We start from the raw sequence: 20,070 nt of genomic DNA on the forward strand, positions 1-20,070 counted from the left end.
CCGCCTGCCCGCTCCGCGATGTAGGCGACCGCCTCGCTCACGCCGAGCGGACCGGCGACCTCCGCCCCGGCCCGCCGGGCGGCCTCGATAAAAATCCCGACCCCTTCGTCATCCTCCATCACACCCCCCAATCTTCGGCCTTACCTTTTATCAACCAAGCCAGAAATTAAAAGAATCATGTTTTTGTGTCAACCACAAAGATGACGCATCTCCCCGCGCACGAGCCCCAAAACGCGTGGCGCCCAAGCCAAAAATGTCAGATTTTCAGCTCCTTAAGAGCCTTGCGTGCCGCCTCCCCCAAAAAACAAACATTTTTTTATTTTGTTCTTGACAGGAAAGCAGTCGCCCTTTAGTCTCTACTGGTAAGACCAATTGTTGGACTGACAAATGGTCACGAGAGAGGCGCAGCCCTCCCCTAATGCAAAAATTTTATTTCACACTAGAATAATAGCATCGGTTGCAGGGCCGGCTTGGAAGGCGGCCGAAAAATTCCACTCCATCCAAGAAGGAGACAGCAGATGAAAAGATTCGGGTTTCTCATAGGCGTGCTGGTGGCCCTGTCCCTGCTCACCGCCCCCCAGGCCTTCGCCGCCAAGAGGGAAAAGTTCGGCGTCGATCAGCGCCACGAAGAGGTCAAGAAAGAACTGCGCAAGATCAAGACGTCCGACAAGAAAATCCGCTGGAAGATGATCATGCCCTGGAGCAAGGGCCTGCTCTTTTACGACATCGCCCAGCACTTCGCCGATTCGGTTAAATTGGCCTCCGGCGGCCGTTTCGACATCAAGCTCTTCTCGGCTGGCGAACTGGTCGGTGCCAGCGAAACCTTTGACGCGGTCAGCAAGGGCTCGGTTCAGATGGCCCACTCCTCCCCCCTGTACTGGAAGGGTAAAAACGAAGCGTTTGTTGCCTATGCCTCTGTTCCTTTCGGGCTGGACGCTGAAGGCTACAACATCTGGATGTATGAACGCGGCGGCCTCGAAAAACTGCAGGCCCTCTACAAGCCCTATGGCATCTACGCCCTCCCTGCAGGGCAGACCGGCCAGGAAATGGGCCTCTTCTCCAACAAAAAGCCGACCAAAATGGCCGACTTCAAAGGGATGCGCATCCGCACGCCGGGTTGGTACATGGATATCATGAACGGGCTGGGCGCCAGCGTCTCCCCACTGCCGGGCGGTGAAGTCTACCTCGCCCTGGAGCGTGGCGTGATCGACGCCGCCGAGTATTCCACCCCTGCCATCAACTACCCGATGGGTTTTGACGATATCACCAAATACGTTATCGAACCGGGCGTGCACCAGCCCGGATTCCAGTGCGACCTCATGATCAACCAGAAAGCATGGGATTCCCTGCCGGCAGACCTGCAGTGGATCGTCAAGATCGCAGCCCACGAAACCCAGGCGTGGTCCAACTCCTGGATCGAGAACCTCAATATTCAGGCGATCAACAAATTCAAAGAAAAAATTGAATTTGTCACCATGGACAAAGAGACCCGCATTGAATTTGCAAAAACGACCAAAGCGTACCTGGAGAAAATCAAGAAAAAATACCCTGACGTAAAAGAGGCTCTCGATTCACAGGAAGCCTTCAAAAAGGATTTCTCTGAATGGCGCCAGCAGCGCAGCGGCGTAGCTCCCTGGCCGATCGACGACTACATTGCCGGCAAGCACGACCAGTAAGTCACCGTCCTGGCTGGGGAGCTCTAGCTCCCCAGCCATTGAACTTCCCAGCCAAAGCACTACCAACGAGAGGTTTGAAAATGTTCTTTATTGAGAAGAGCATTAACGGATTGAATGAAAAGGTCGGTCAACTGACCTCCTTTTTGATCATCCCCCTGGTTCTGGTCGTCGCCTACGAAGTCATGATGCGCTATGCCTTCAACGCCCCAACCGTGTGGGTTTTTGAGGCAACCACACTCCTCTACGGCACTCACTTCATAATCGGCATCGCCTACACCCACAAACACGACGGCCATGTCGCAATCGATATATTCGAGACGCGGCTCCCCAAAAGGCCCCGGACTATTTTACGCCTGATCGTAAACCTGATTCTGTTTATGCCAACCATTGGCCTGCTGTCGATCTGGTCGGTCATATACGCCGCCAACTCCTGGCAGAACTGGGAGCGTGCCTCGACCTCTTGGGCGCCACCGCTCTACCCGTTTAAAACCTTGATGGCCATCGGCTTCATCCTGCTGCTGCTTCAGGGAGTCGCCAAGTGGATTCACGATTTCCGTACGCTCAAAGAGCAATAATGTTCACCTGGAGATAGTTTTATGACTCCCGAATTCCTCGCCATTTCAATGTTTGTCTTTTTGATGGCATCGATCGCCCTCGGCCATCCACTTGCCATCACCCTGGCCGCCGTCGCCACCCTGTTCGGACTGATCGACAACGGCGGCAACGTCCCGGCCCTGCTCGACCTTTTCGTTAACAATTCCTGGGGATTGTTCCAGAACTACACCCTGGTTGCCGTTCCACTCTTTATCTTCATGGCACAAGTCCTTGACCGCTCCAAGGTATCCGAGGCCCTCTTCGATGCGCTGTATATCGTCCTGGGCGGCCTGCGCGGCGGCCTGGGGATGGCGGTCATTGTCGTCTCGACGGTCTTTGCCGCCACGACCGGCATCGTCGGCGCATCGGTCGTCGCCATGGGACTGATGGCCGGACCGGCGCTGCTTCGGCGCGGTTATGACAGAAGCCTCTCAGCCGGGATTATCTGCTCCTCCGGGACCCTCGGCATCCTGATTCCGCCATCGATCATGCTGGTTGTTTACGGCGGCCTGACCGGAATGAAGGAGACCAGCGTTGGCAATCTGTTCGCCGGCGCCATCCTCCCCGGCCTGCTGCTCTCCGGCATGTACCTGCTCTATGTCGGTCTACGCTGTTTTATCAACCCAAAACTTGGACCGCCTATCCCGCATGAAGAGCGGACCCATAGCCTCAGCCAGAAAGTCAGAATGACCCTGAGGAGCTTTGTCCCTCCTTTCGGCCTGATTCTCACCGTCATGGGCACCATTCTCGCCGGGGTCGCCACCCCGACCGAGGCGGCCGCACTCGGCTGCGTCGGCGCCATGGTGCTGGCAATGTTCAATCGTAAATTCAACCGGGACATCATCAGCCAGGCAGCGATTGCCACCCTGCGCACCACCTCGATGATCATGTTGCTCTTTATCGGCGGCAAGCTGTTTTCTGTCGTCTTCTTGAGCATGGGTGGCGGTGACGCGGTCGCCGACCTGCTGCTCGGCATGGACGTCCACGAATACGTCGTCCTCGCAATCATGATGGCGGTGGTCTTCATCATGGGGATGTTCATCGATTGGGCGGCCATCCTTCTGGTGGTGGTGCCGATTTTCACCCCTATCGCTATGGACCTCGGCTTCGACCCCTTGTGGTTCGCCATGCTGATCTGCGTCAATCTACAGACCTCCTTCCTGACTCCGCCCTTCGGCTACTCGCTCTTCTACTTCAAGGGCGTGGCACCGCCGGAATACACCATTGGGCATATCTACAAAGGGATTCTGCCCTTCGTTGCTCTCCAGGTCATCGGCCTGGCCGTCATGATCTTTTTCCCGGAGATCATCACCTGGCTGCCGGGTGTCTTTTTCGGCCGCTGAGTCTAAGCACTAGAGGACAGTCAATGCTACCCGAAATCAAAACGATACTCTATTCAACCGACCTCGGTGCTGGCGCGCCCCATGTCTTCCGCTACGCCCTGAGCATCGCGCAGAAACACGACGCCCGCATCGCCATCGTGCACGCCATGGAGCCCCTCTCCACCTTCGGCCAAAGCCTGGTCGAGCTGCACATCTCCCACGAGCAGTCCGAGGAGATTCACCGCCAGGCCAGGGAGAAGGTAAAGGGGGACATCGAGGGGCGGCTCGAGACCTTCTGCGCCCTGGAGCTCTGCGGCGACCCCGAGGGGCGCGAACGCGTTTCCGAGATCCGCATCGTCGAGGGCCAGCCGGCCCAGGAGATCGTCCGCCTGGCCGGGGAGCTAAAGGCCGACCTGGTCGTCATGGGGACCCACCGCCACACCGCCGTCGGCGAGGCCCTGCTCGGAACGACGGCCCACAAGGTGCTGCACAGCTGCGAGCTGCCGACCCTGCTGGTGCGCATCCCCAACGGCTACCGGGAAGAAGGGTTTTAGCCGGGAGCCGGCGGCACGACCCTAACCATTCACACACTTTGCGAGGTGGGCCATGCTCTCCAAGACCGCGATAAACCATCTGATCGAGAAGCTGGGGCCGGAGAACGTCCTCCACGAGAAGGAGGACATGCTGGTCCTCGGCTACGACTCCACCCCCGGAGTACACCACCTCCCCGAGGTCGTCGTCTACCCGAACTCGACCGAGCAGGTCCTGGCCGCCATGGAGATCGCCGCTCGCGAGGGGCTCCCCCTCGTCCCCCGGGGCTCGGGGACCGGCCTTTCGGGAGGAAGCGTACCCGTAGAGGGCGGCATGGTCCTGTGCCTGACCCGCATGAACCGGATCCTGGAGATCGACGAGGAGAACCTCACCGCCACCGCCGAGACCGGGACGATCACCCTCGACCTGTTCAACGCCGTCGCCGAAAAGGGGCTCTTCTACCCGCCCGACCCCGGCTCCCAGAAGATCTCCACCCTCGGCGGCAACGTCATGGAGAACGCCGGCGGCCTGCGCGGCCTCAAGTACGGCGTCACCCGCGACTACGTGATGGCCCTGCAGGCCATCCTGCCCGACGGCAGCCTCCTCTCCACCGGCGGCAAGAGCGTCAAGGACGTCGCCGGCTACTCCTTCCGCAACCTGCTGGTCGGCAGCGAGGGGACCCTCGGGATCATCACCGAGATCACCGTCAAGCTCATCCCGCCGCCCCAGGCCAAGCGCACCTTCCTCGCCTACTTCGACGACATCCGGGTCGCCGGCGAGGCGGTCTCCAAGATCATCGCCGCCAAGATCATCCCCTCGACCATGGAGATCATGGACCGCGCAACGATCAACTGCGTGGAGGATTACGTTAACATCGGCCTTCCCCGGCAAATGGCGGCCCTGCTCCTGATCGAGGTGGACGGCCACCCGGCGATGGTCGCGGAGGAGGCCGAAGGGGTTGAGACGATCCTGCGGGGGGTCAAGGCGGCCGAGATCCACGTCGCCAAGGACGCGGCCGAGGCGGACCGGCTCGCCGCGGCCCGGCGCACCGCCCTGTCGGCCCTGGCCCGGGTCTCGCCCACGACCCTGCTGGAAGATGCCACCGTTCCCCGTTCGCGCCTGGCCGAGACCTTCGGCGAGATCGAGCGCCTGACCGAGAAGTACGGTCTGCAGGTCGGCACCTTCGGCCACGCAGGCGACGGCAACCTGCACCCCACGGTGTTGTGCGACGAACGCGACCACGAGGAGATGAAGCGGGCCCACGCCTTCTTCGGCGATCTCTACGAAAAGGTCCTCGCCTGGGGCGGCACCGTCTCCGGCGAGCACGGCATCGGCCTGGCGAAGAAAGAGTACCTGGCGCGCCAGATCGGCCCCGGCGGGGTCGAGGTGATGCGCCGCATCAAGAACGCCTTCGACCCGAAGGGGATCCTCAACCCCGGCAAGATTTTCGATGAGGGCGACCCCTGCACCCGGCCCCACGTGGAGGAGGGTTTCCGTGTCTCGCACTGATCCGCTCGGCAACTTCAGGTCCGAAGACGCCCCGACCTACGAATCGATCCTGCAGTGCATGCGCTGCGGCTTCTGCCTGCCCACCTGCCCGACCTACGCCCTGACCGGCCGCGAGCGCTCCAGCCCCCGGGGCCGGGTCGCCCTGGCCCGGGCGGTGGCCGAGGAAAAGCTCGAGTTCACCGCCGCGGTCAAGGACGAGGCCTACTTCTGCCTCGACTGCCGCGCCTGCACGTCCGCCTGCCCCTCGGGGGTCCAGGCCGGCGAGATCATGGAGACCTGCCGCAGCCAGGCGGGCGCCGCCCTCCCCCTCAAGGCCTGGCAGCAGACCTTCCGCCGCTTCGTCCTGGAGAAGATGGTCCCCTCGCCCGACCTGCTCGAGACCTCGATGGTCCCGGCGCGGCTCTACCAAAGGCTCGGCATCCAGTGGCTGGTCCGCCACAGCAAGGTACTCAAGCTCGGCCCCGAGTGGATGGGCAAGGCCGAGGGGATGATGCCCGAACTGTCGAAACCGCTGCGCCCCCAGCTGCCCGGGATCGTCCCGGCCCGGGGGAAGAAGCGCGGCCGGGTCGGCTTCTTCCTCGGCTGCGTCATGACCCTCATGTACCCCCAGGTCTCGCGCCAGACGGTGCGGGTCCTCTCCCACCAGGGCTTCGACGTCGTCACCCCGAAGGACCAGAAGTGCTGCGGCGCCCCCCACCTCAACGAAGGGGACCGGGAGACCGCCCGCCGGCTCGCCCTGCACAACCTCGACCTCTTCCTCGAGCAGGACGTCGACTACATCCTCACCGACTGCGCCGGCTGCGGCAGCGCCCTCAAGGAGTACGAGGAGATCCTCGAGGAGCGGGCCGGGCACGAGAGGCTCGCCGCCTTCCGGGCCAAGGTCCGGGACATCTCCGAGTTCCTCGTCGAGGTCGGCCTGCGCACCGACGACCTGCAGCCGGTGAAAACCTCGGTCACCTACCACGAGCCCTGCCACCTCTGCCACGCCCAGAAGATCAGCGCCCAGCCGAGGGAGGTCATCAAGGCCATCCCCGGGGTGGAGCTGCGGGAGATGGACGAGGCGAGCTGGTGCTGCGGCTCGGCGGCCACCTGGGGCCTCAAGTTCACGAAGGAGAGCCAGCAGGTCCTCGACCGCAAGCTCGGCAACGCCGCCGCCACCGGGGCCGACCTCCTCGTCACCGCCAACCCCGGCTGCCACCTGCAGCTGGCCTGGGGGGTGCGCGAGGCGGGGATGCCCCAGCGGGTGGTGCACGTGATGGAGCTGCTCGGACAGGCGGTGCCCGACTAGTTTCGGAAATGCTGTTGAATAAGAACGGCAAAGGCCGGCGAGGAATCGCCGGCCTTTCCTTTTTCGGCCCCACCACCCGGCAAAAACCAGAAGAGCCGGCATCCCTTCTCCCCTCCCTTGGCGGGAGGGGATCAAGGGGAGGGGGCATGCCAACCGGTTGACGGACGCGATTCACCGTGGCATAGTCGTCCAAAGGTTCGAAATCACTTGCACTCGGCGGGGACGGATGAAAACGATCGCTTCGGAACTGGCATATTTCCTGAGAGGAAGAGCGCGGCAGAACCTGAAGGTGCTGCTCCTCTACTGCGCCTTTCTGACGGGGATGATCCTCGTCTACGCCACCCTCTTCCACTACCTGATGCTGCACCTGGAGGGGCGGGAGTTCTCCTTCATCGCCGGGGTCTACTGGACGATCACCGTCATGACCACTCTCGGCTTCGGCGACATCACCTTCCACAGCGACCCGGGTTATATCTTCGCCGCGATCGTCACCATCTCCGGGGTGATCTTCCTCCTCATCATCCTCCCCTTCGGCTTTATCAGCCTCTTTCTGGCCCCCTGGATCGAGCAGCGCCTGCGCTACCGGCCGACCCTCCAGCTCGCCCCGGAGACGAGCGGCCACGTGCTGATCTTCGGAGTCGACGCGGTGACCCACGCCTTCATCCGCAAGCTGCAGGCCCGCAGCATCCCCTTCGTGGTGGTCACCGACGACTATGCCGAGGCCCTGCGCCTGGAGGAGAACGAGGGGATCCGCGTGGTCTGTGGCTCTCCGACCGACCCCCAGGTCCTCGCCGCGGTGCGGATCACCTCGGCCCGCTACATCGTCGCCAACCTGAGCGACCCGGAGAACACCAACGTCTGCCTGAGCGTGCGCGCCCAGTGCCAGACCCCCATCGCCACCCTGGTCCGGGAGCCGGAGCACGCCGACCTGCTGCGCCTGGCCGGGGCCACCCAGGTCATCCCCCTGCACAAGATCCTCGGTCGCTACCTGGCCACCCGCTCCACCACCCTGGGCGCCATGGCCCACGTCCTCGATTCCTTCGGCAGCCTGAAGATCGCCGAGATTCCCGTACACGGCACCCCCTTCGCCGGCCAGACCCTCGCCGAGTCCCAGATCCGGCAGCGCACCGGACTGGCCGTCATCGGCCTCTGGGCGCGGGGAACCTTCACCCTCCCCTCCCCGGACACGGTCCTCGACGAAGAGGCCCTGATGGTTCTCGCCGGAACCCGCGAACAGCTCGACGGTCTTTAGCGCCTGACCGGGGAACACGCCGGGGAGGACCTCGTCTTCATCCTCGGCCACGGCCGCATCGGCTGCGCCGCGGCCACCTTCCTCGAGCGTAAGCCGGTCCCCTTCATCCTCGTCGACCGCCACGAGAACCCCTCCTGCGAGGAGCACGTCCCAATCTACGGCGACGCCACCACCCCCCACACCCTGCAAAAGGCCGGCATCGAGCGCGCCAAGGGGCTGATCGTCACCACCAACGACGACAGCACCAACGTCTTCCTCACCCTTATCGGCCGCCACCTCAGCCCCCACATCCGGATCGTCGCCCGCTCCAACGGCGAGGAGAACGTGGACCAGCTCTACGCCGCAGGGGCCGACTTCGTCGTCTCCAACGCCTCGGTCGGCGCCAGCATCCTGCTCAACGTCCTCGAGTCGCGAGCCTCGGCCTTTTTGACCGAGGGGATCAGCGTCTTCCGCCGCCCCGTCGCCTCCTGCCTCGCCGGCAAGACCATCGCCGCCTCCCGCATCCGCCCCACCACCGGATGCTCCATCGTCGCCCTGATCCTTCCGAAGGAGAAGGAGCCGATCGTGGTGCCGCCGCCGGAGACCGTGCTGGAGGAGGGGATGGACATGCTCCTCATCGGCAGCCCGGGGCAGGAGGAGCGGTTCGGGGTGTGCCTGCCGGAGAACTGAGGAGGGCGGCCTCTTCACGGGGAGCCGTCGCTTGCCGCCGCCGTCTCGCGAAGAGCTATGCATTCTCGGGAATTTTGAACGACACGGCGGCGAACCGAGGACCAATCCCCCGCCACCCCGACCCGGACACAAAAAAGGCCCAGGAGATATCCTGGGCCTTTTTGTCATCTGATCCCTCGCCGTCGGCTCAATCGGACCCCTGGCTGCTCTTGAACCGCTTGAGCCAGACCTGGAAATCCTCCTCCTCCTGCTCAAGCTCGAAAGCGTTGATCAGCCCCCGCCGCAGGGCCACGGCGACGGCCCGGTTGCGCAGGTTGAAGGCGTCGCCGGCCTTCTCGCTGTGGAACTGCTCCTGGTCGACCCCGAGCTTTGCGTAAAGAGAGTTGAGCCGACTCTGCACGCCGCGGCGCGACAGGTAGCGACGCTGGGCGATGAGGTTGTCGGTGAGCCCCTGGGAGATGTCAACGAGGGCCTCGAACTCGATGTCGGACAGAGCGGTCTGGCTGTGCCCGGCCCGCCCCTGAACCTTGCGGACCTCGGGGTCGATCCAGCACTGCTCGTCGAGGAGGACGGTGCGAATCGCCGAGGTGATGCGCTCCTTGGTGTTGGACTTGAGGATGTAGCCGTAGACCGTCTCGGGGGGAACGATGCGGGCCAGGGCGCGGATGTACATTTCGTCCTTGAACTGGCTCCAGAAAACAATGCGGGCGGTGGGCTTGCGCTGCCAGAGGCTGCGGGCGAACTCGATGCCGTTCATCTCCGGCATCTGGATGTCGCTCACCACGAGGGGCGACTCCTGCTTGACGGCCATCTCGAGGGCCAGAAGGCCGTTATGGGCCCGCTCAAGGCCGCACGGCACTCCCCAATCGGCGATGATCTGCTCCAGGAATTCGGCGTCTTTGGGATTGTCCTCGGCGATAAGGATATTCACCTTGTCCGTCATGCCCTACCCCTCGTTCTTGGCCTGGCCGACCGGCAGGGTCAGCTCGAACCGGGTTCCCGTGCTGAACCGGGAAGCCCCCCAGCTCACCCGGGCTCCGATGGCTCCGGCCCGCTCCCGGATGTTGTTGAGGCCCCGCCCGCCGCGGGCCCCGACCTGCCCGGCGTCGAAGCCGGTCCCGTTGTCCTCCACCGACAGCACCATCTCACCGTTGCGCCGATCGAGGTTGACCTCGTAGCGCTCCGCCCGGGCGTGCTTGATCACGTTGTGCACCGCCTCCACCGCGATCCGGTAAAGGGTCAGGCTGACCAGCCGGTTCAGGGGCTCGGCCTCGGCGCCGGGGGATATATGTAAATGGTACTCGGGGCAGCCGCCCTTGGCAAGGTGGCGCTCCATGTGAGACTGCAGGGCAGCGCCCAGGCCGAGGATCTCCAGGGTCTGGGGATGCAGGTTGTCCATGACCTCCCGGAGGTTGGCGATGGCCCGCTGCAGGTCTTCCTCGAGGCCGGCGGCCTGTCCGCTGCAGCCCTCGGTCTCTTTCATGCCCTGCAGGCCCCGCAGCACAGAGGAGAGGTCGGAGAGAGTCTGGTCGTGGATATCCATGGCGATGCGGCGGCGCTCCTCCTCGGCCCCCTCAAGAAGCTTCTCGGCGCCAACCACCCGGATGAGCCGCTCGGTCATGCGGTTGATGGAAAGGGCCAGGTCGTCCAGTTCGTCCCGAACCTGCTCCGGGGCCGGCGGCGGAACCAGTTCGCCGCGGGCGATCCTGCCGGCGCTGTCGGAGAGGGTCTGGATGCGGCTGAGTATGCGCCGGGCGAAAGCCAGCGAGAGGAAGATGCCGAGCAGAATGGCGGCGCCCAGCACCACCAGGGAGACGAGGGTGGTCCGTGCCACCAGCTCGTCGATGTCCCGGCTGTGAACCTCGCGCAGACTCTGCCGCTGTTTCTGGGACAGTTCGGACAGGACCTTCAACTGGGGACGCAGGTGGGCCAGGGCGGCGAGAAAACGCTCCGGGTCGAAGCCGCCTTCCGGATCGAGGTCAGCCACCGCCTGGTGCAGCTGGGCGAGGGTTTCCTCCGGCGGGGGCATCATCTCGGTCACCTTGGAGACCGCCATGTCCAGGTGCCGGTAGAGCTCCTCCATGGCGTGGAGTTCGCCGGCGTCTACCATCGGCCCCCGGGTCAGGCGCTGGGAGAGGTCGTAAATCCGCCGGGCGGCAAGATCGGCCTCGGCCAAGGTGACGAAGACCGTGCCCAGGGTGTGGGCCTGCTGGCGCTTCACCGACAGATCCCAGTAGGTGTACTGCAGGAATCCGAGCAGCAGGGTCATCAGCAGCAGGACCGTCGCCGGGGCCATGCTGATCTGGTGTTTCAGAGCAAGACGCATAAATGAAAAGTATCACAGGCTGTGCGAGAATGCACCGTGCTATTGCACAGTCGCGAGAACTTTGACCGACCGGAAGCTGTCGGGATCACTGGTCCGATGTCTCCGAAGCCGAAATTTTCTCCGGACCTGCCATGGCCCACCCGGGACTTTCGCCCGAGGGCCCGGTGGGTTATACTCCGGCAAACTTTTCCCAAGGAGCACAGCCCATGACGAACCCCACCCCCGCCGAGGAACCCCTCATCCCCAGGCTCCTGGCCAGCAATGCCCTGCGGGCCAACCTGTCCAAGCACATGACCCTCAACCAGATGGCGGACACCAAGGCCTCCATGATCATCACGGCCGCCTCGCTGGTCATCACCATCACCCTGACCCAGTTCGACAAGCTCGGCCTGGCCACCGTCCTGCTGCTGCTGGTGGCGGGCATCCTGGCGGTGATCTTCTCCATCCTCGCCATCCTCCCCCCGCTTCACGCCAAGGGCCAGATCAACCTCTTCTACTACCGCTCCTTCGACCAGCTCTCCGAGGAGGAGTTCAAAAGCCGCTTCAAGGAGGCCATCGCCGACCGGGACAAGCTCTACGACGCCTACCTGCACGAGATCTACTACCTCGGCAAGCACCGCCTGGCGCGCAAGTACGGCCTCATCCGCAACGGCCTCTGGACCCTCCTTGCCGGCCTGAGCGGCGCGGTCCTGGCCACCCTCTGGCTGCACCTCGGCTGAGATTCCGCAACAGGGCTATGACCCGGCGAAGGCGGCACGGGCCTCCGCCTCGAGAAGGTCCGGGCGGTCCTGGTAGCGGGGAGAGTGGTGGAAAAGCAGGAACCGGGCGGCTCCTGCCCGGCGGGCGAGGCGGCCCGCCAGTTGCGCGGTCAGGTGGTTGCGCGCCCGGGCGCGCTCCAGCTCGGCGTGGGCGAAGGTGGCCTCGATGGCCAGCAGGTGGGAGTCGCGGGCCAGCTCCACGATCTTCTCCTGATTCTCGGAGGAGGGCGAGGCGTCGGTGACGTAGCTGACCTTCATGCCCCGCTCGGCATGAGTGACCCGGGAGGCCACCATGCCCAGCGACAGGGTTTCGGAGCCGCCCCCGGCGAGGGGGACGGAGACCGGGGTCTCCTCCGGTGCGCCCCCGCGCACCAGGTCCTTGAGGGCGGTGAGCCAGGGACCCGGCAGGTAGCGGTGAGCCTCCAGGGCGTCGCGATGCACCGCGACGTGAAGGGGCTCCTCGAGGGCGAAGGCCAGCGAGGGGATGCCGCCGTGGTCCAGGGCCGCCGAGCGGACCCGGCAATAGGGCGTCTCGAGCAACACGCCATCCGGGCAGTCCCAGGGCCGCCGCCCCTCCGGACGAAAACCCTCCCGCGCCCGGAAAGTCGCCTCCTCCCCCCCCGAGACCCCGTCCCACTCGCGCACCGTCAGCTCGAAGGAGAAGTCCGCGGTCAGGTTCCAGGTGTAGCCGGAGAGGCGCCCGGCCATGCGTACGACCATCCCCGGGGGACCGTAGAGAAGGAGGCGACCCTCCCGGCAGAGAAAGAGGCGCAGCAGGATGTCGAACCCGACCAGGTGGTCGATGTGGGCGTGGGAGACGAAAACGGCGCCGATCTTCAGGATCTCCCGGACGGACAGGGGCCGCAGGTCCCCGCAGTCGAAGAGGAACGCCTCGCCCCGGTAGGCGAGGCGAACGTAAAGGGCCGGATCGCCGAAAGGCCCGTTGACCAGGCGGGGATAGAAGACCGACCTCATCCGGTGCGCCTCCGGCGAGGGGAGCGAAAAGAGTCGCGCATCGTTTTTCCTCCGGAATTTCTGAAATTTTATCACGGATCGGGTCCGCCGGCTCTTGACAGGGAAGAGGTGGGGTGTAAATTTTTACCCATTAGGTCATCTTTGCCCCCGCAGCCCCCAATCCATTCAGTTCAGGAGGACCCCATGAAACGCTTCTGCTTCACGGTGATGCTCTGCCTCTTTGCCGCCGCCCTGGCCGGACCGGCCGCGGCCGACACCCAAAGGCCGAAGGTCTTCGACTACGACCCCGAGTTCTACCCCTACTACCCGTCTCTGCTCAAGTGGAACAAGTCCCGGGCCGAGTTCACCGAGCCGGAGGTCTGTGCCGGCTGCCACCCCCAGCAGTACGAGGAGTGGACCGGCTCGGTTCACTCCCTCGCCTTCCACGACCCGATCTACCAGGGAGAGCTCAACCTGGGGTTCAAGGCGGTCGGCCACGAGGTCACCCGCCAGTGCGAAGGGTGTCATTCGCCCGCCGGGGTGGTCACCGGGGAGATCAAGGGTCCGGGCCTGAAGGGCCTGAGCCGGATGGCGCTGGCGGGGGTCTCCTGCGACATCTGCCACTCGGTCAGCGGCACGACCCACTGGCAGACCCCCTCCCACGAGCCGGAGAACGGCTCGATGATCCTCACCCCCGGCATCGACACGGTCGATGGGGTGCAGCTCATCAAGCGGGGCCCCTTCCCGCCCTCCGAGGAGTGCGGCATGGGCTTCCACGCCTGCGTGGAGTCGCCGCTGCATCTGCGCTCCGAGCTGTGCGCCTCCTGCCACCAGGTCTACCACTACGACCGCCACTTCCCCCTGGAGTCCACCTATCTGGAGTGGAAGCACGGCCCTTACGCCCAGGAGGGCATCCTCTGCCAGGACTGCCACATGGTCGATACGTTTACCTTCCTGCGCTCTGCGGACACCTTCGAGAAACCGGTCCGGAGCGAGTACCACCACTATTTTATCGCCGCAAACTACCTGCTCTACTACCTGGGACAGGCCGCTGCTGAGAAAGCCGGCGACAAGGACCTTGCCGAGCTCTACGAGGAGCGCTACAAGATGGCCGTGGAGCGGCTCAAGGCGGCGGCCGAACTGGAGATCATCCCGGTCTACCGCGACGACCGGCTGGCCGAGATGCAGGTGCGGGTCAAGAACCGGCGGGCCGGCCACAACCTGCCCACCTCCCTGACCAACGTGCGCCAGATGTGGCTGGAGTTCATCGCCCTGGACGAGACGGGCCGGGTGCTGGCCCACAGCGGGGCCATCGATGGCCAGGGCCACCTGCCCGCCGACGCCCGCCAGTTCAATTCCGAGGGGATGGGCGAGAACTTCCACTTCGCCATCGACCCCTGGGTCGTGACCGCCTTCTCCCGCCACGACACCATCCCGCCCCGGGGCTACAAGGACGTCCATTACGGCCTCCAGCTCCCCGAGGGGGCGCAGGAGGTGACCGTGGAGGTCAAGTTGCGCTACCGCCAGGCCGACCAGAAGGTGGGCGAAAAGCTCCTCGGCTCGGTCCCGGCCGACATGGACCTGGAGGAGATCTACGGCCTGACCTCCGTGCCGGTCCTGCCGGTGGTGAACATGGTCAGCGCACAGGGTCGCTGGCCGGTGCGGAAGGCGCCCTGAGCGGAATACCCCGCAGCTATAAAAACGGATGCAAAAGCAAAGAGGCTGTGCCCGGCGGGCACAGCCTCCTTGCTTTTTGACATTGGGAGGGCTACGTCTCCCCGCCCTCGCACACGGGCAGGCGCAGCAGATAGATGGTAGTGCACAGCCCGATGGCGATCAAAAAGACCTTTGCCCAGAGCAGGGGGATGAAAAACAGCACGGAGATCGGGATGGTCAGCCAGATCAGCCCGATCGCGGTGATCTTGGCCCGCAGCGGGATGCCCTGGCCGTCGAGGAAGCCCCGGATCATCGGCCCGAGGCGGGGATGCTCGAGGAGCCAGCCGTGAAAGCGCTCCGAGCTGCGGGCAAAGCAGGCCGCCGCCAGCAGCAGCAGGGGGACCGTCGGCAGCAGGGGGAGGAAGATGCCGAGGACTCCGAGCGCCGTGCAGCAGAGCCCGAGCGCGGTCAGGGCCGCCCGCAGGACCCGATTGTTGACGAAGGTTTTCGAGCGCTTTGGCATGCGCTGTCCATTCTACGCATTCAGGCAACGACAAGAGAACACAGCGTCTGCCCTTGCTTTCCAGGCAGACCCCGCGTCAGCTCATTCCTGCCTCCCCATGTCCCGGTGCAGCTCTTCGCGCAGATGGCGGGCGACCGGGCCGACCTTGCCCTGGTTGATGGTGAAATCGTCCACCTTGACCACCGGCATCACCTCCAGGGAGGTGGAGGTGATGAAGACCTCGTCGGAGAACTTCAGGTCCTGCAGCATGAATTCGCCGGTGATCACGCGCAGGTTCAGCTTCTCCTCGCACAGCCGCATGATGGTCGAGCGGGTCACCCCTTCGAGCAGGCCGGTGGAGGCGTCGGGGGTGAAGACCCACTGGTCCCTGGTCCAGAAGATGTTCGAGGAGGCCCCTTCGCAGATGTGCTCCTTGTTGTTCAGCATGATCACCTCGAAAGCTCCCGTGTCCTTGGCTTCGAGCTTGCCCAGGAGGCTGTTGAGATTGCTGATCGACTTGATTTTGGGGTTGATCGCCTCGGGGGCGTTTCTGCGGGTCCGGGCCACCCGCAGCTCGATGCCCTCGTTGTAGCAGACGCTGTCGAAACCCTGGAACTCCCTGCCGATCACCAGGCAGGTCAGGTCGTTCTCCATGTCGCGCTGAAACCCGACCTGCCCCTTTCCCCGGGTGATGGTGATCCGGTAATAAGCATCGTTCAGGCCGTTTCTTTCCCGCAACTCCATCAGGACCGCTTCGAGCTCCTGCCGGGAGATGGCCACCGGGTAGCGGAGGGCCTCGGCGGACTGCAGAAGTCGCTGGTAGTGCCGGGGGAACTGGTATAGCCGGTCGCCGATGGAGCGAAAGCTCTCGAAGATCCCGTCGCCGTAGAGAAAACCCTGGTCGAAGACCGAGACCGTCGCCTCATCGCTCTTGACGAATTCCCCGTTCAGATAGACATAGGTCATGCCTTGCCCCCAGAGAAAAATATTCCATGGTTCGGCCTGCGCAGAAATCGGCCTGAGCCTACGAAAAAATTCTAAATAATATCATTGCGATAGACACATTCTATCGCAAACAGGGGGGGAGCAAAAGGGGAAAGGCTTCGATAAATGGAAGGGGTATGAGGAATCTGGACGCTCAGAAAAAGACCCGGTCCCGTCAGAGACCGGGGACCTTCTGTTTTGCCAGGGCGTCTTTGGCGTGCGGGCCCAAAACCTTCGAAACGGAAGAAGGGAAAATGGCCGGGGCGAGAGGGCGTGATCCTTCGCCCTCCCGGCCCCGGCAATCAACTCAGAAATAGTAGCCGAAGTTGATGTTCAAGCGGGTGTTGCGCTCACCGTCCGGGGCCGTGGGGTTGCCGTTCATGAAGATCATGTTCTCCCCGGAGATGACGTCGACATAGGTGTAAACGGGGCCGGCGGCGATCATGGCCCCGAGAACGTTTTGCCAGGCGGTGTCAAAGGCTCCGGCCTCGGGTTCGATGATCGTGTTGTCCGAGTAGAGGGTGACGCTCGAGATCGGTCCCCAGCTCACTGGCACGGTGTAGGCGAGGTTGACGATGCCGATCGACGCTTCTGCCGGGGCGTCCCAGGCGAAGCTGTAGGCGCCGAGTCGGATTGTGTCGCCATCGGCCGGGTCGGCGAGGTCGTAGTCGTACTCGGCGTACTCGAGGTGCAGGTTGAAGTTGCCGTAGTTGCCGACCAGGTGCGCGGCGCCGGCCCAGTGGTCCCCCTTGCCGCCGCTGTTGGCGTTGTAGGTCTGGCCGTACTCGCCGGAGAGGCCGAGTTCGGTGGAACCGAGGTCTCCGTGCTCGAAGGTGTAGGCGACCCGCAGGTTCTCCTGGTTGACCTCTTCGTTGAGGCCGGTGCCGTCGGTGACCAGGTCCACGGAATAGCGGCCGAGTTCGCTCGGATTGCCCAGTTCGGCGTTCTTGTAGAAGGCGGCGGTGATCCCCCAGGGGCCGGGGGTGTAGAGGAGCTTCAGCCCCATGTCGTAGTCGTCCTCGAGACCGACGTAGTAGGCGCCGCTGAACCAGAAATTGTGGGAGGCATACGGCTGGATGCCGAAGGGGACCTGGTGCACGCCGATCTGCCCCTGCAGATCCTCGGTGAAGTTGTAGCCGATATAGCCGTGGTGGATGGTGTCGAAATCGTACTCGGGGTACCAGCGATACTGGGCCGAGAGGATCATTTTCCCGACTTCGCCGTTCAGGTCGAGGCGAAAGGTGTCGAAGGCAAAGTCCCCCCCCTTGTCCTTGGAGCTTTCGGACCAGTCGGTCAGGCCGTAGTTGACCCTCAGGGCGCCGCCGACGCGGATCCCGGCAGCTTCTTCGAGCTTCGTCAGCCGCTCAGCGAGCTGGTCAACGGTCGATGTTTCGGCAGAGGCGGGCAGGACGGGAGCGAAGGCCATGCAAAGGGCCAGGCAGCCGCATAAAACCAATTTTTGAATCACAGACAAAATGTTTCCTCCTTGGATCAAACAGTCATGAAAAGGGCGTCTTTTATTCGGCGGCCTTGCGTGCCTCTTCCAGCCAGCCGTTCCACTTCTGGGGATTTCTGGCGATCCACTCGTCGACGTGGCGCTCGAGATCCTTCTTCGAATCCTCCCCTTCGTGCATCCGGGTGTTCTGCTCGTTGATGTCGGCGAGGGGCAGGGTGAAGAGTTCGAAGAAGCGCCTGGCCGCGGGGTTCTTGTCCAAAAACTTCTTGTTGGCGACGACCTGGATATCGCTGACGACGAAACCGAGCTTGACGGGGTCGGAAACGGCCCCTTCAACGCCCGAGACGGTCATCCTATCGCGGGCCGGCTCCTGGGCCTCGGTCGGCTTGATTTCGGGGACGTTGATCCACATCACGTCCTCGCCCGGCTTCATTTTGAAAATCGTCCAGTTGGGGGCCCAGGTGTAGAAGAAGACCGGCTTTCCGGTCTTGTAGTTGGCGAGGGCCTCGGCCATGCTGGCGGCGTAGGCGGCCTTGATCGGCTCGATATGGTCCCCGAGGCCGTAGACGTCCATATGGTGGGAGATAACCTGCTCGCACCCCCAGCCGGGGGGGCAGGCGACGAGGTCGGCCTTGCCGTCGCCGTTGTTGTCGAAGGCTTTCTGAACCTCGGGGCGCTTGAAGTCCGCGAGCGACTCGATACCGTACTTCTCGACCTCCTTCTTGGAGACGAGGTAGCCCATCAGGCCGCTCGCCTTGCCGAAGGAACCGACCTTTTCTGCCTTGTCGTAGAAGCCCTTGGGCAGCTGGCCGTCGTGCATCGGGAACCAGCCGTTGGTCCAGTAGTCGAGGTCGCCGAGCTTCACCGACTGGTAGAAGATCGGGTTCGCCAGTTCCTTGGTCTTTTTAAGCTTGTAGCCGAGTTCCTCGAGGGCGCGGCGCGCCAGGGCCTCCTGAAAGTAGCCGGTGTTCCAGGTGGCGCGGGCCGGCTTCACCGTCACTCCCTTGCCGGGGGTCGGATCGGCGGCCAGCGCCGGCGCGGCGAGGGCCAGGACGAGCAGAATGAAAAACAAGCGTTTCATGCAGGGTCTCCTTTTTGTGTGGAGCGAAAAATTCAGACAAAGGCACCTGAGGGTACCTTGAGAACGGCTATCTCTTCCCCATCCCCTGGGTGATGCGGTCGAGAACCATCGCCATCAGCACGATACCGAGGCCGCCGACGGTGGCAAGGCCGATGTCGAGGGTGTTCAGCCCCTGCACCACCGGGCCGCCGAGGCCGCCGGCACCGATCATCGCGGCGATGACGACCATCGACAGGGCCATCATGATGGTCTGGTTGAGCCCGGCCATCACCGAGGGGAGGGCGAGGGGGAACTGGACCTTGCGCAGCACCTGGAAGGGGGTGGCGCCGAAGGCGACGGCCGCCTCGACTAGCTCAGGGTGGACCTGGCGGATGCCGAGGCTGGTAAGCCGGATCAGCGGCGGCAGGGCGAAGACGATCGTCGCCAGCACCCCCGAGACGGTGCCGATGCTGAAGAGCATGACGACCGGCACCAGGTAGACGAAGGCCGGGGTCGTCTGCATTGCGTCGAGCAGCGGCCGCAGCAGCATCTCGAATCGGTCGCTTCGCCCGGCGAGAATGCCGAGGGGAATCCCGACGATGGCGCAGAAAAGGACCGAGCAGAGGACCATGGCGAGGGTGATCATGGTGTCTTCCCACAGGCCGAGATAACCGGTGAGAAGGAGGGGCGCCAGGGAGAAGGCGGCGACCCGCTTGCCGGCGTAGCGCCAGGCGAGGACGATGAAGAGGAGCATCACAAGCGACGGCGGCAGGCTGCCCAGCAGCAACTCGAGCCCCTCGAGGGTCTTTTCGATCGGCAACTTGAGGGCCTGGAACGATTCGCGGTGGTTTTCCACGAGCCAGTCGACGCCGTTCTGGACCCAGTCGTCGAGGGGAATGACGGCTTCTTCGAACTTAAACAATCGCATTACTTACATGCTCCGTGTCGTGGGTAGCGGGACTCAGTCCTGGCCGCGCTGCAGGGTGCGCAGGAAGATGTTCTTGGAGATCACTCCGAGATAGCAGTCGGCATCGTCGAGCACCGGGACCGGCCAGGGCTTGGCGGTGACCTCGGGGAGGATCTCCTGCATGGAATCGGACGCCCGCACCGGCCGGGCCTCGTCGATGAACGCCCGGGTGATATCCTTGCTCTCGCTTGCGGTGTCGATCAGCTCCCTGATCGAGTCGGCGGAAACCAGGCCGAGCAATTTCTTGTCGGCATCGAGGACGTAGCCGTAATCGCGGTCGTGGCTGATCAACCGCTGCAGAGAGGCCCTGGGGCCTTCGCCGGGGTGGCGGATGAGGGTCACCTGGGTTTTGCGTGCGATGTCCCCGGCGGTGAGGATATTGGTCGGGTCGACGCCGCGGAAGAAGGCCTCGACGTAGTCGTTGGCCGGGTGCTGCAGGATCTCCTCCGGGGTGCCAACCTGAACCACCCGCCCCCCTTCCATGATGGCGATGCGGTCGCCGATGCGCATCGCCTCGTCGAGGTCGTGGGAGATGAAGACGATGGTGCGCTTTTTCCTTGTCTGCA

The 20,070-nt window shown here is 63.7% G+C and carries 18 protein-coding genes and 1 pseudogene; 10 read left to right on the plus strand and 9 right to left on the minus strand.

The window, feature by feature from the left end; genetic code table 11:
* Positions 1–518 precede the first annotated feature (518 nt).
* The 8 genes from dctP (at position 519) to C0617_RS03920 (ending at position 8,841) form a co-directional block, all read left to right on the plus strand.
* A complete protein-coding gene (gene dctP, locus C0617_RS03885; protein ID WP_291315706.1) occupies positions 519–1,676 on the plus strand; it encodes a TRAP transporter substrate-binding protein DctP in 1,158 nt (385 codons plus the stop codon).
* Positions 1,677–1,756: 80 nt separating this feature from the next.
* Complete coding sequence (locus tag C0617_RS03890) at positions 1,757–2,251, plus strand: TRAP transporter small permease subunit (protein ID WP_291315707.1); 495 nt, start codon at positions 1,757–1,759, stop codon at positions 2,249–2,251.
* Positions 2,252–2,272: 21 nt separating this feature from the next.
* On the plus strand, positions 2,273–3,613 hold the full coding sequence (locus C0617_RS03895) for a TRAP transporter large permease subunit (protein WP_291315708.1): 1,341 nt from the start codon (positions 2,273–2,275) through the stop codon (positions 3,611–3,613).
* Positions 3,614–3,636: 23 nt separating this feature from the next.
* On the plus strand, positions 3,637–4,146 hold the full coding sequence (locus C0617_RS03900; RefSeq protein ID WP_291315709.1) for a universal stress protein: 510 nt from the start codon (positions 3,637–3,639) through the stop codon (positions 4,144–4,146).
* A 52-nt stretch (positions 4,147–4,198) separates the two neighbouring features.
* Positions 4,199–5,632 (plus strand): FAD-linked oxidase C-terminal domain-containing protein, encoded by a 1,434-nt coding sequence (locus tag C0617_RS03905; RefSeq protein ID WP_291315710.1) that lies wholly within the window; start codon positions 4,199–4,201, stop codon positions 5,630–5,632.
* Positions 5,619–6,920 (plus strand): (Fe-S)-binding protein, encoded by a 1,302-nt coding sequence (locus tag C0617_RS03910; RefSeq protein ID WP_291315711.1) that lies wholly within the window; start codon positions 5,619–5,621, stop codon positions 6,918–6,920. The genes C0617_RS03905 and C0617_RS03910 overlap by 14 nt, the downstream gene beginning before the upstream one ends.
* A 226-nt stretch (positions 6,921–7,146) precedes the next feature.
* Positions 7,147–8,172 (plus strand): NAD-binding protein, encoded by a 1,026-nt coding sequence (locus C0617_RS03915; RefSeq protein ID WP_291315712.1) that lies wholly within the window; start codon positions 7,147–7,149, stop codon positions 8,170–8,172.
* Positions 8,173–8,211: 39 nt separating this feature from the next.
* On the plus strand, positions 8,212–8,841 hold the full coding sequence (locus tag C0617_RS03920; RefSeq protein ID WP_291315804.1) for an NAD-binding protein: 630 nt from the start codon (positions 8,212–8,214) through the stop codon (positions 8,839–8,841).
* A 187-nt stretch (positions 8,842–9,028) separates the two neighbouring features.
* Here the strand turns inward: C0617_RS03920 and C0617_RS03925 are convergent, their stop codons facing one another.
* Together C0617_RS03925 and C0617_RS03930 are read right to left on the minus strand one after the other, a co-directional pair.
* Positions 9,029–9,784, minus strand: coding sequence for a response regulator transcription factor (locus tag C0617_RS03925; RefSeq protein ID WP_291315713.1), 756 nt, complete (start codon positions 9,782–9,784; stop codon positions 9,029–9,031).
* 3 nt (positions 9,785–9,787) lie between these two features.
* Complete coding sequence (locus C0617_RS03930) at positions 9,788–11,167, minus strand: HAMP domain-containing protein (protein WP_291315714.1); 1,380 nt, start codon at positions 11,165–11,167, stop codon at positions 9,788–9,790.
* Between the two features lie 206 nt (positions 11,168–11,373).
* On the opposite strand from C0617_RS03930, the gene C0617_RS03935 reads away from it, so the two are divergent.
* Positions 11,374–11,886: a Pycsar system effector family protein gene (locus tag C0617_RS03935; protein ID WP_291315715.1), complete on the plus strand. Its 513-nt coding sequence runs from the start codon at positions 11,374–11,376 to the stop codon at positions 11,884–11,886.
* Between the two features lie 15 nt (positions 11,887–11,901).
* On the opposite strand, the gene C0617_RS03940 is transcribed toward C0617_RS03935, so the two are convergent.
* Positions 11,902–12,900, minus strand: a complete 999-nt coding sequence (locus tag C0617_RS03940; RefSeq protein ID WP_291315716.1) for an MBL fold metallo-hydrolase — start codon at positions 12,898–12,900, stop codon at positions 11,902–11,904.
* A gap of 183 nt (positions 12,901–13,083) precedes the next feature.
* Between C0617_RS03940 and C0617_RS03945 the strand changes: the two genes are divergently transcribed.
* Positions 13,084–14,556 (plus strand): cytochrome c family protein, encoded by a 1,473-nt coding sequence (locus tag C0617_RS03945; RefSeq protein ID WP_291315717.1) that lies wholly within the window; start codon positions 13,084–13,086, stop codon positions 14,554–14,556.
* A 91-nt stretch (positions 14,557–14,647) separates the two neighbouring features.
* On the opposite strand, the gene C0617_RS03950 is transcribed toward C0617_RS03945, so the two are convergent.
* From C0617_RS03950 to C0617_RS03975, 6 genes and pseudogenes are all read right to left on the minus strand, one after another.
* Entirely contained in the window at positions 14,648–15,058 is a 411-nt protein-coding gene (locus C0617_RS03950) for a YbaN family protein (RefSeq protein ID WP_291315718.1), read from the minus strand.
* A gap of 81 nt (positions 15,059–15,139) precedes the next feature.
* Positions 15,140–16,003 carry an aminotransferase class IV gene (locus C0617_RS03955; RefSeq protein ID WP_291315719.1) on the minus strand — a complete coding sequence of 288 codons (864 nt, stop codon included), beginning with the start codon at positions 16,001–16,003 and terminating at the stop codon, positions 15,140–15,142.
* A gap of 325 nt (positions 16,004–16,328) precedes the next feature.
* Positions 16,329–17,489: a hypothetical protein gene (locus C0617_RS03960; protein ID WP_291315720.1), complete on the minus strand. Its 1,161-nt coding sequence runs from the start codon at positions 17,487–17,489 to the stop codon at positions 16,329–16,331.
* Between the two features lie 49 nt (positions 17,490–17,538).
* The gene (gene proX / locus C0617_RS03965; RefSeq protein ID WP_291315721.1) at positions 17,539–18,558 is read right to left on the minus strand and encodes a glycine betaine/L-proline ABC transporter substrate-binding protein ProX; all 1,020 of its coding nucleotides are present in this window, start codon (positions 18,556–18,558) and stop codon (positions 17,539–17,541) included.
* A gap of 67 nt (positions 18,559–18,625) precedes the next feature.
* Positions 18,626–19,459: a proline/glycine betaine ABC transporter permease gene (locus tag C0617_RS03970; RefSeq protein WP_365888909.1), complete on the minus strand. Its 834-nt coding sequence runs from the start codon at positions 19,457–19,459 to the stop codon at positions 18,626–18,628.
* 39 nt (positions 19,460–19,498) lie between these two features.
* Positions 19,499–20,070 (minus strand): annotated as a pseudogene (locus tag C0617_RS03975) (glycine betaine/L-proline ABC transporter ATP-binding protein); the annotation flags it as partial.

The organism is Desulfuromonas sp., assembly GCF_002868845.1.
In the GTDB taxonomy this organism is placed as follows: Bacteria; Desulfobacterota; Desulfuromonadia; order Desulfuromonadales; family BM501; genus BM501.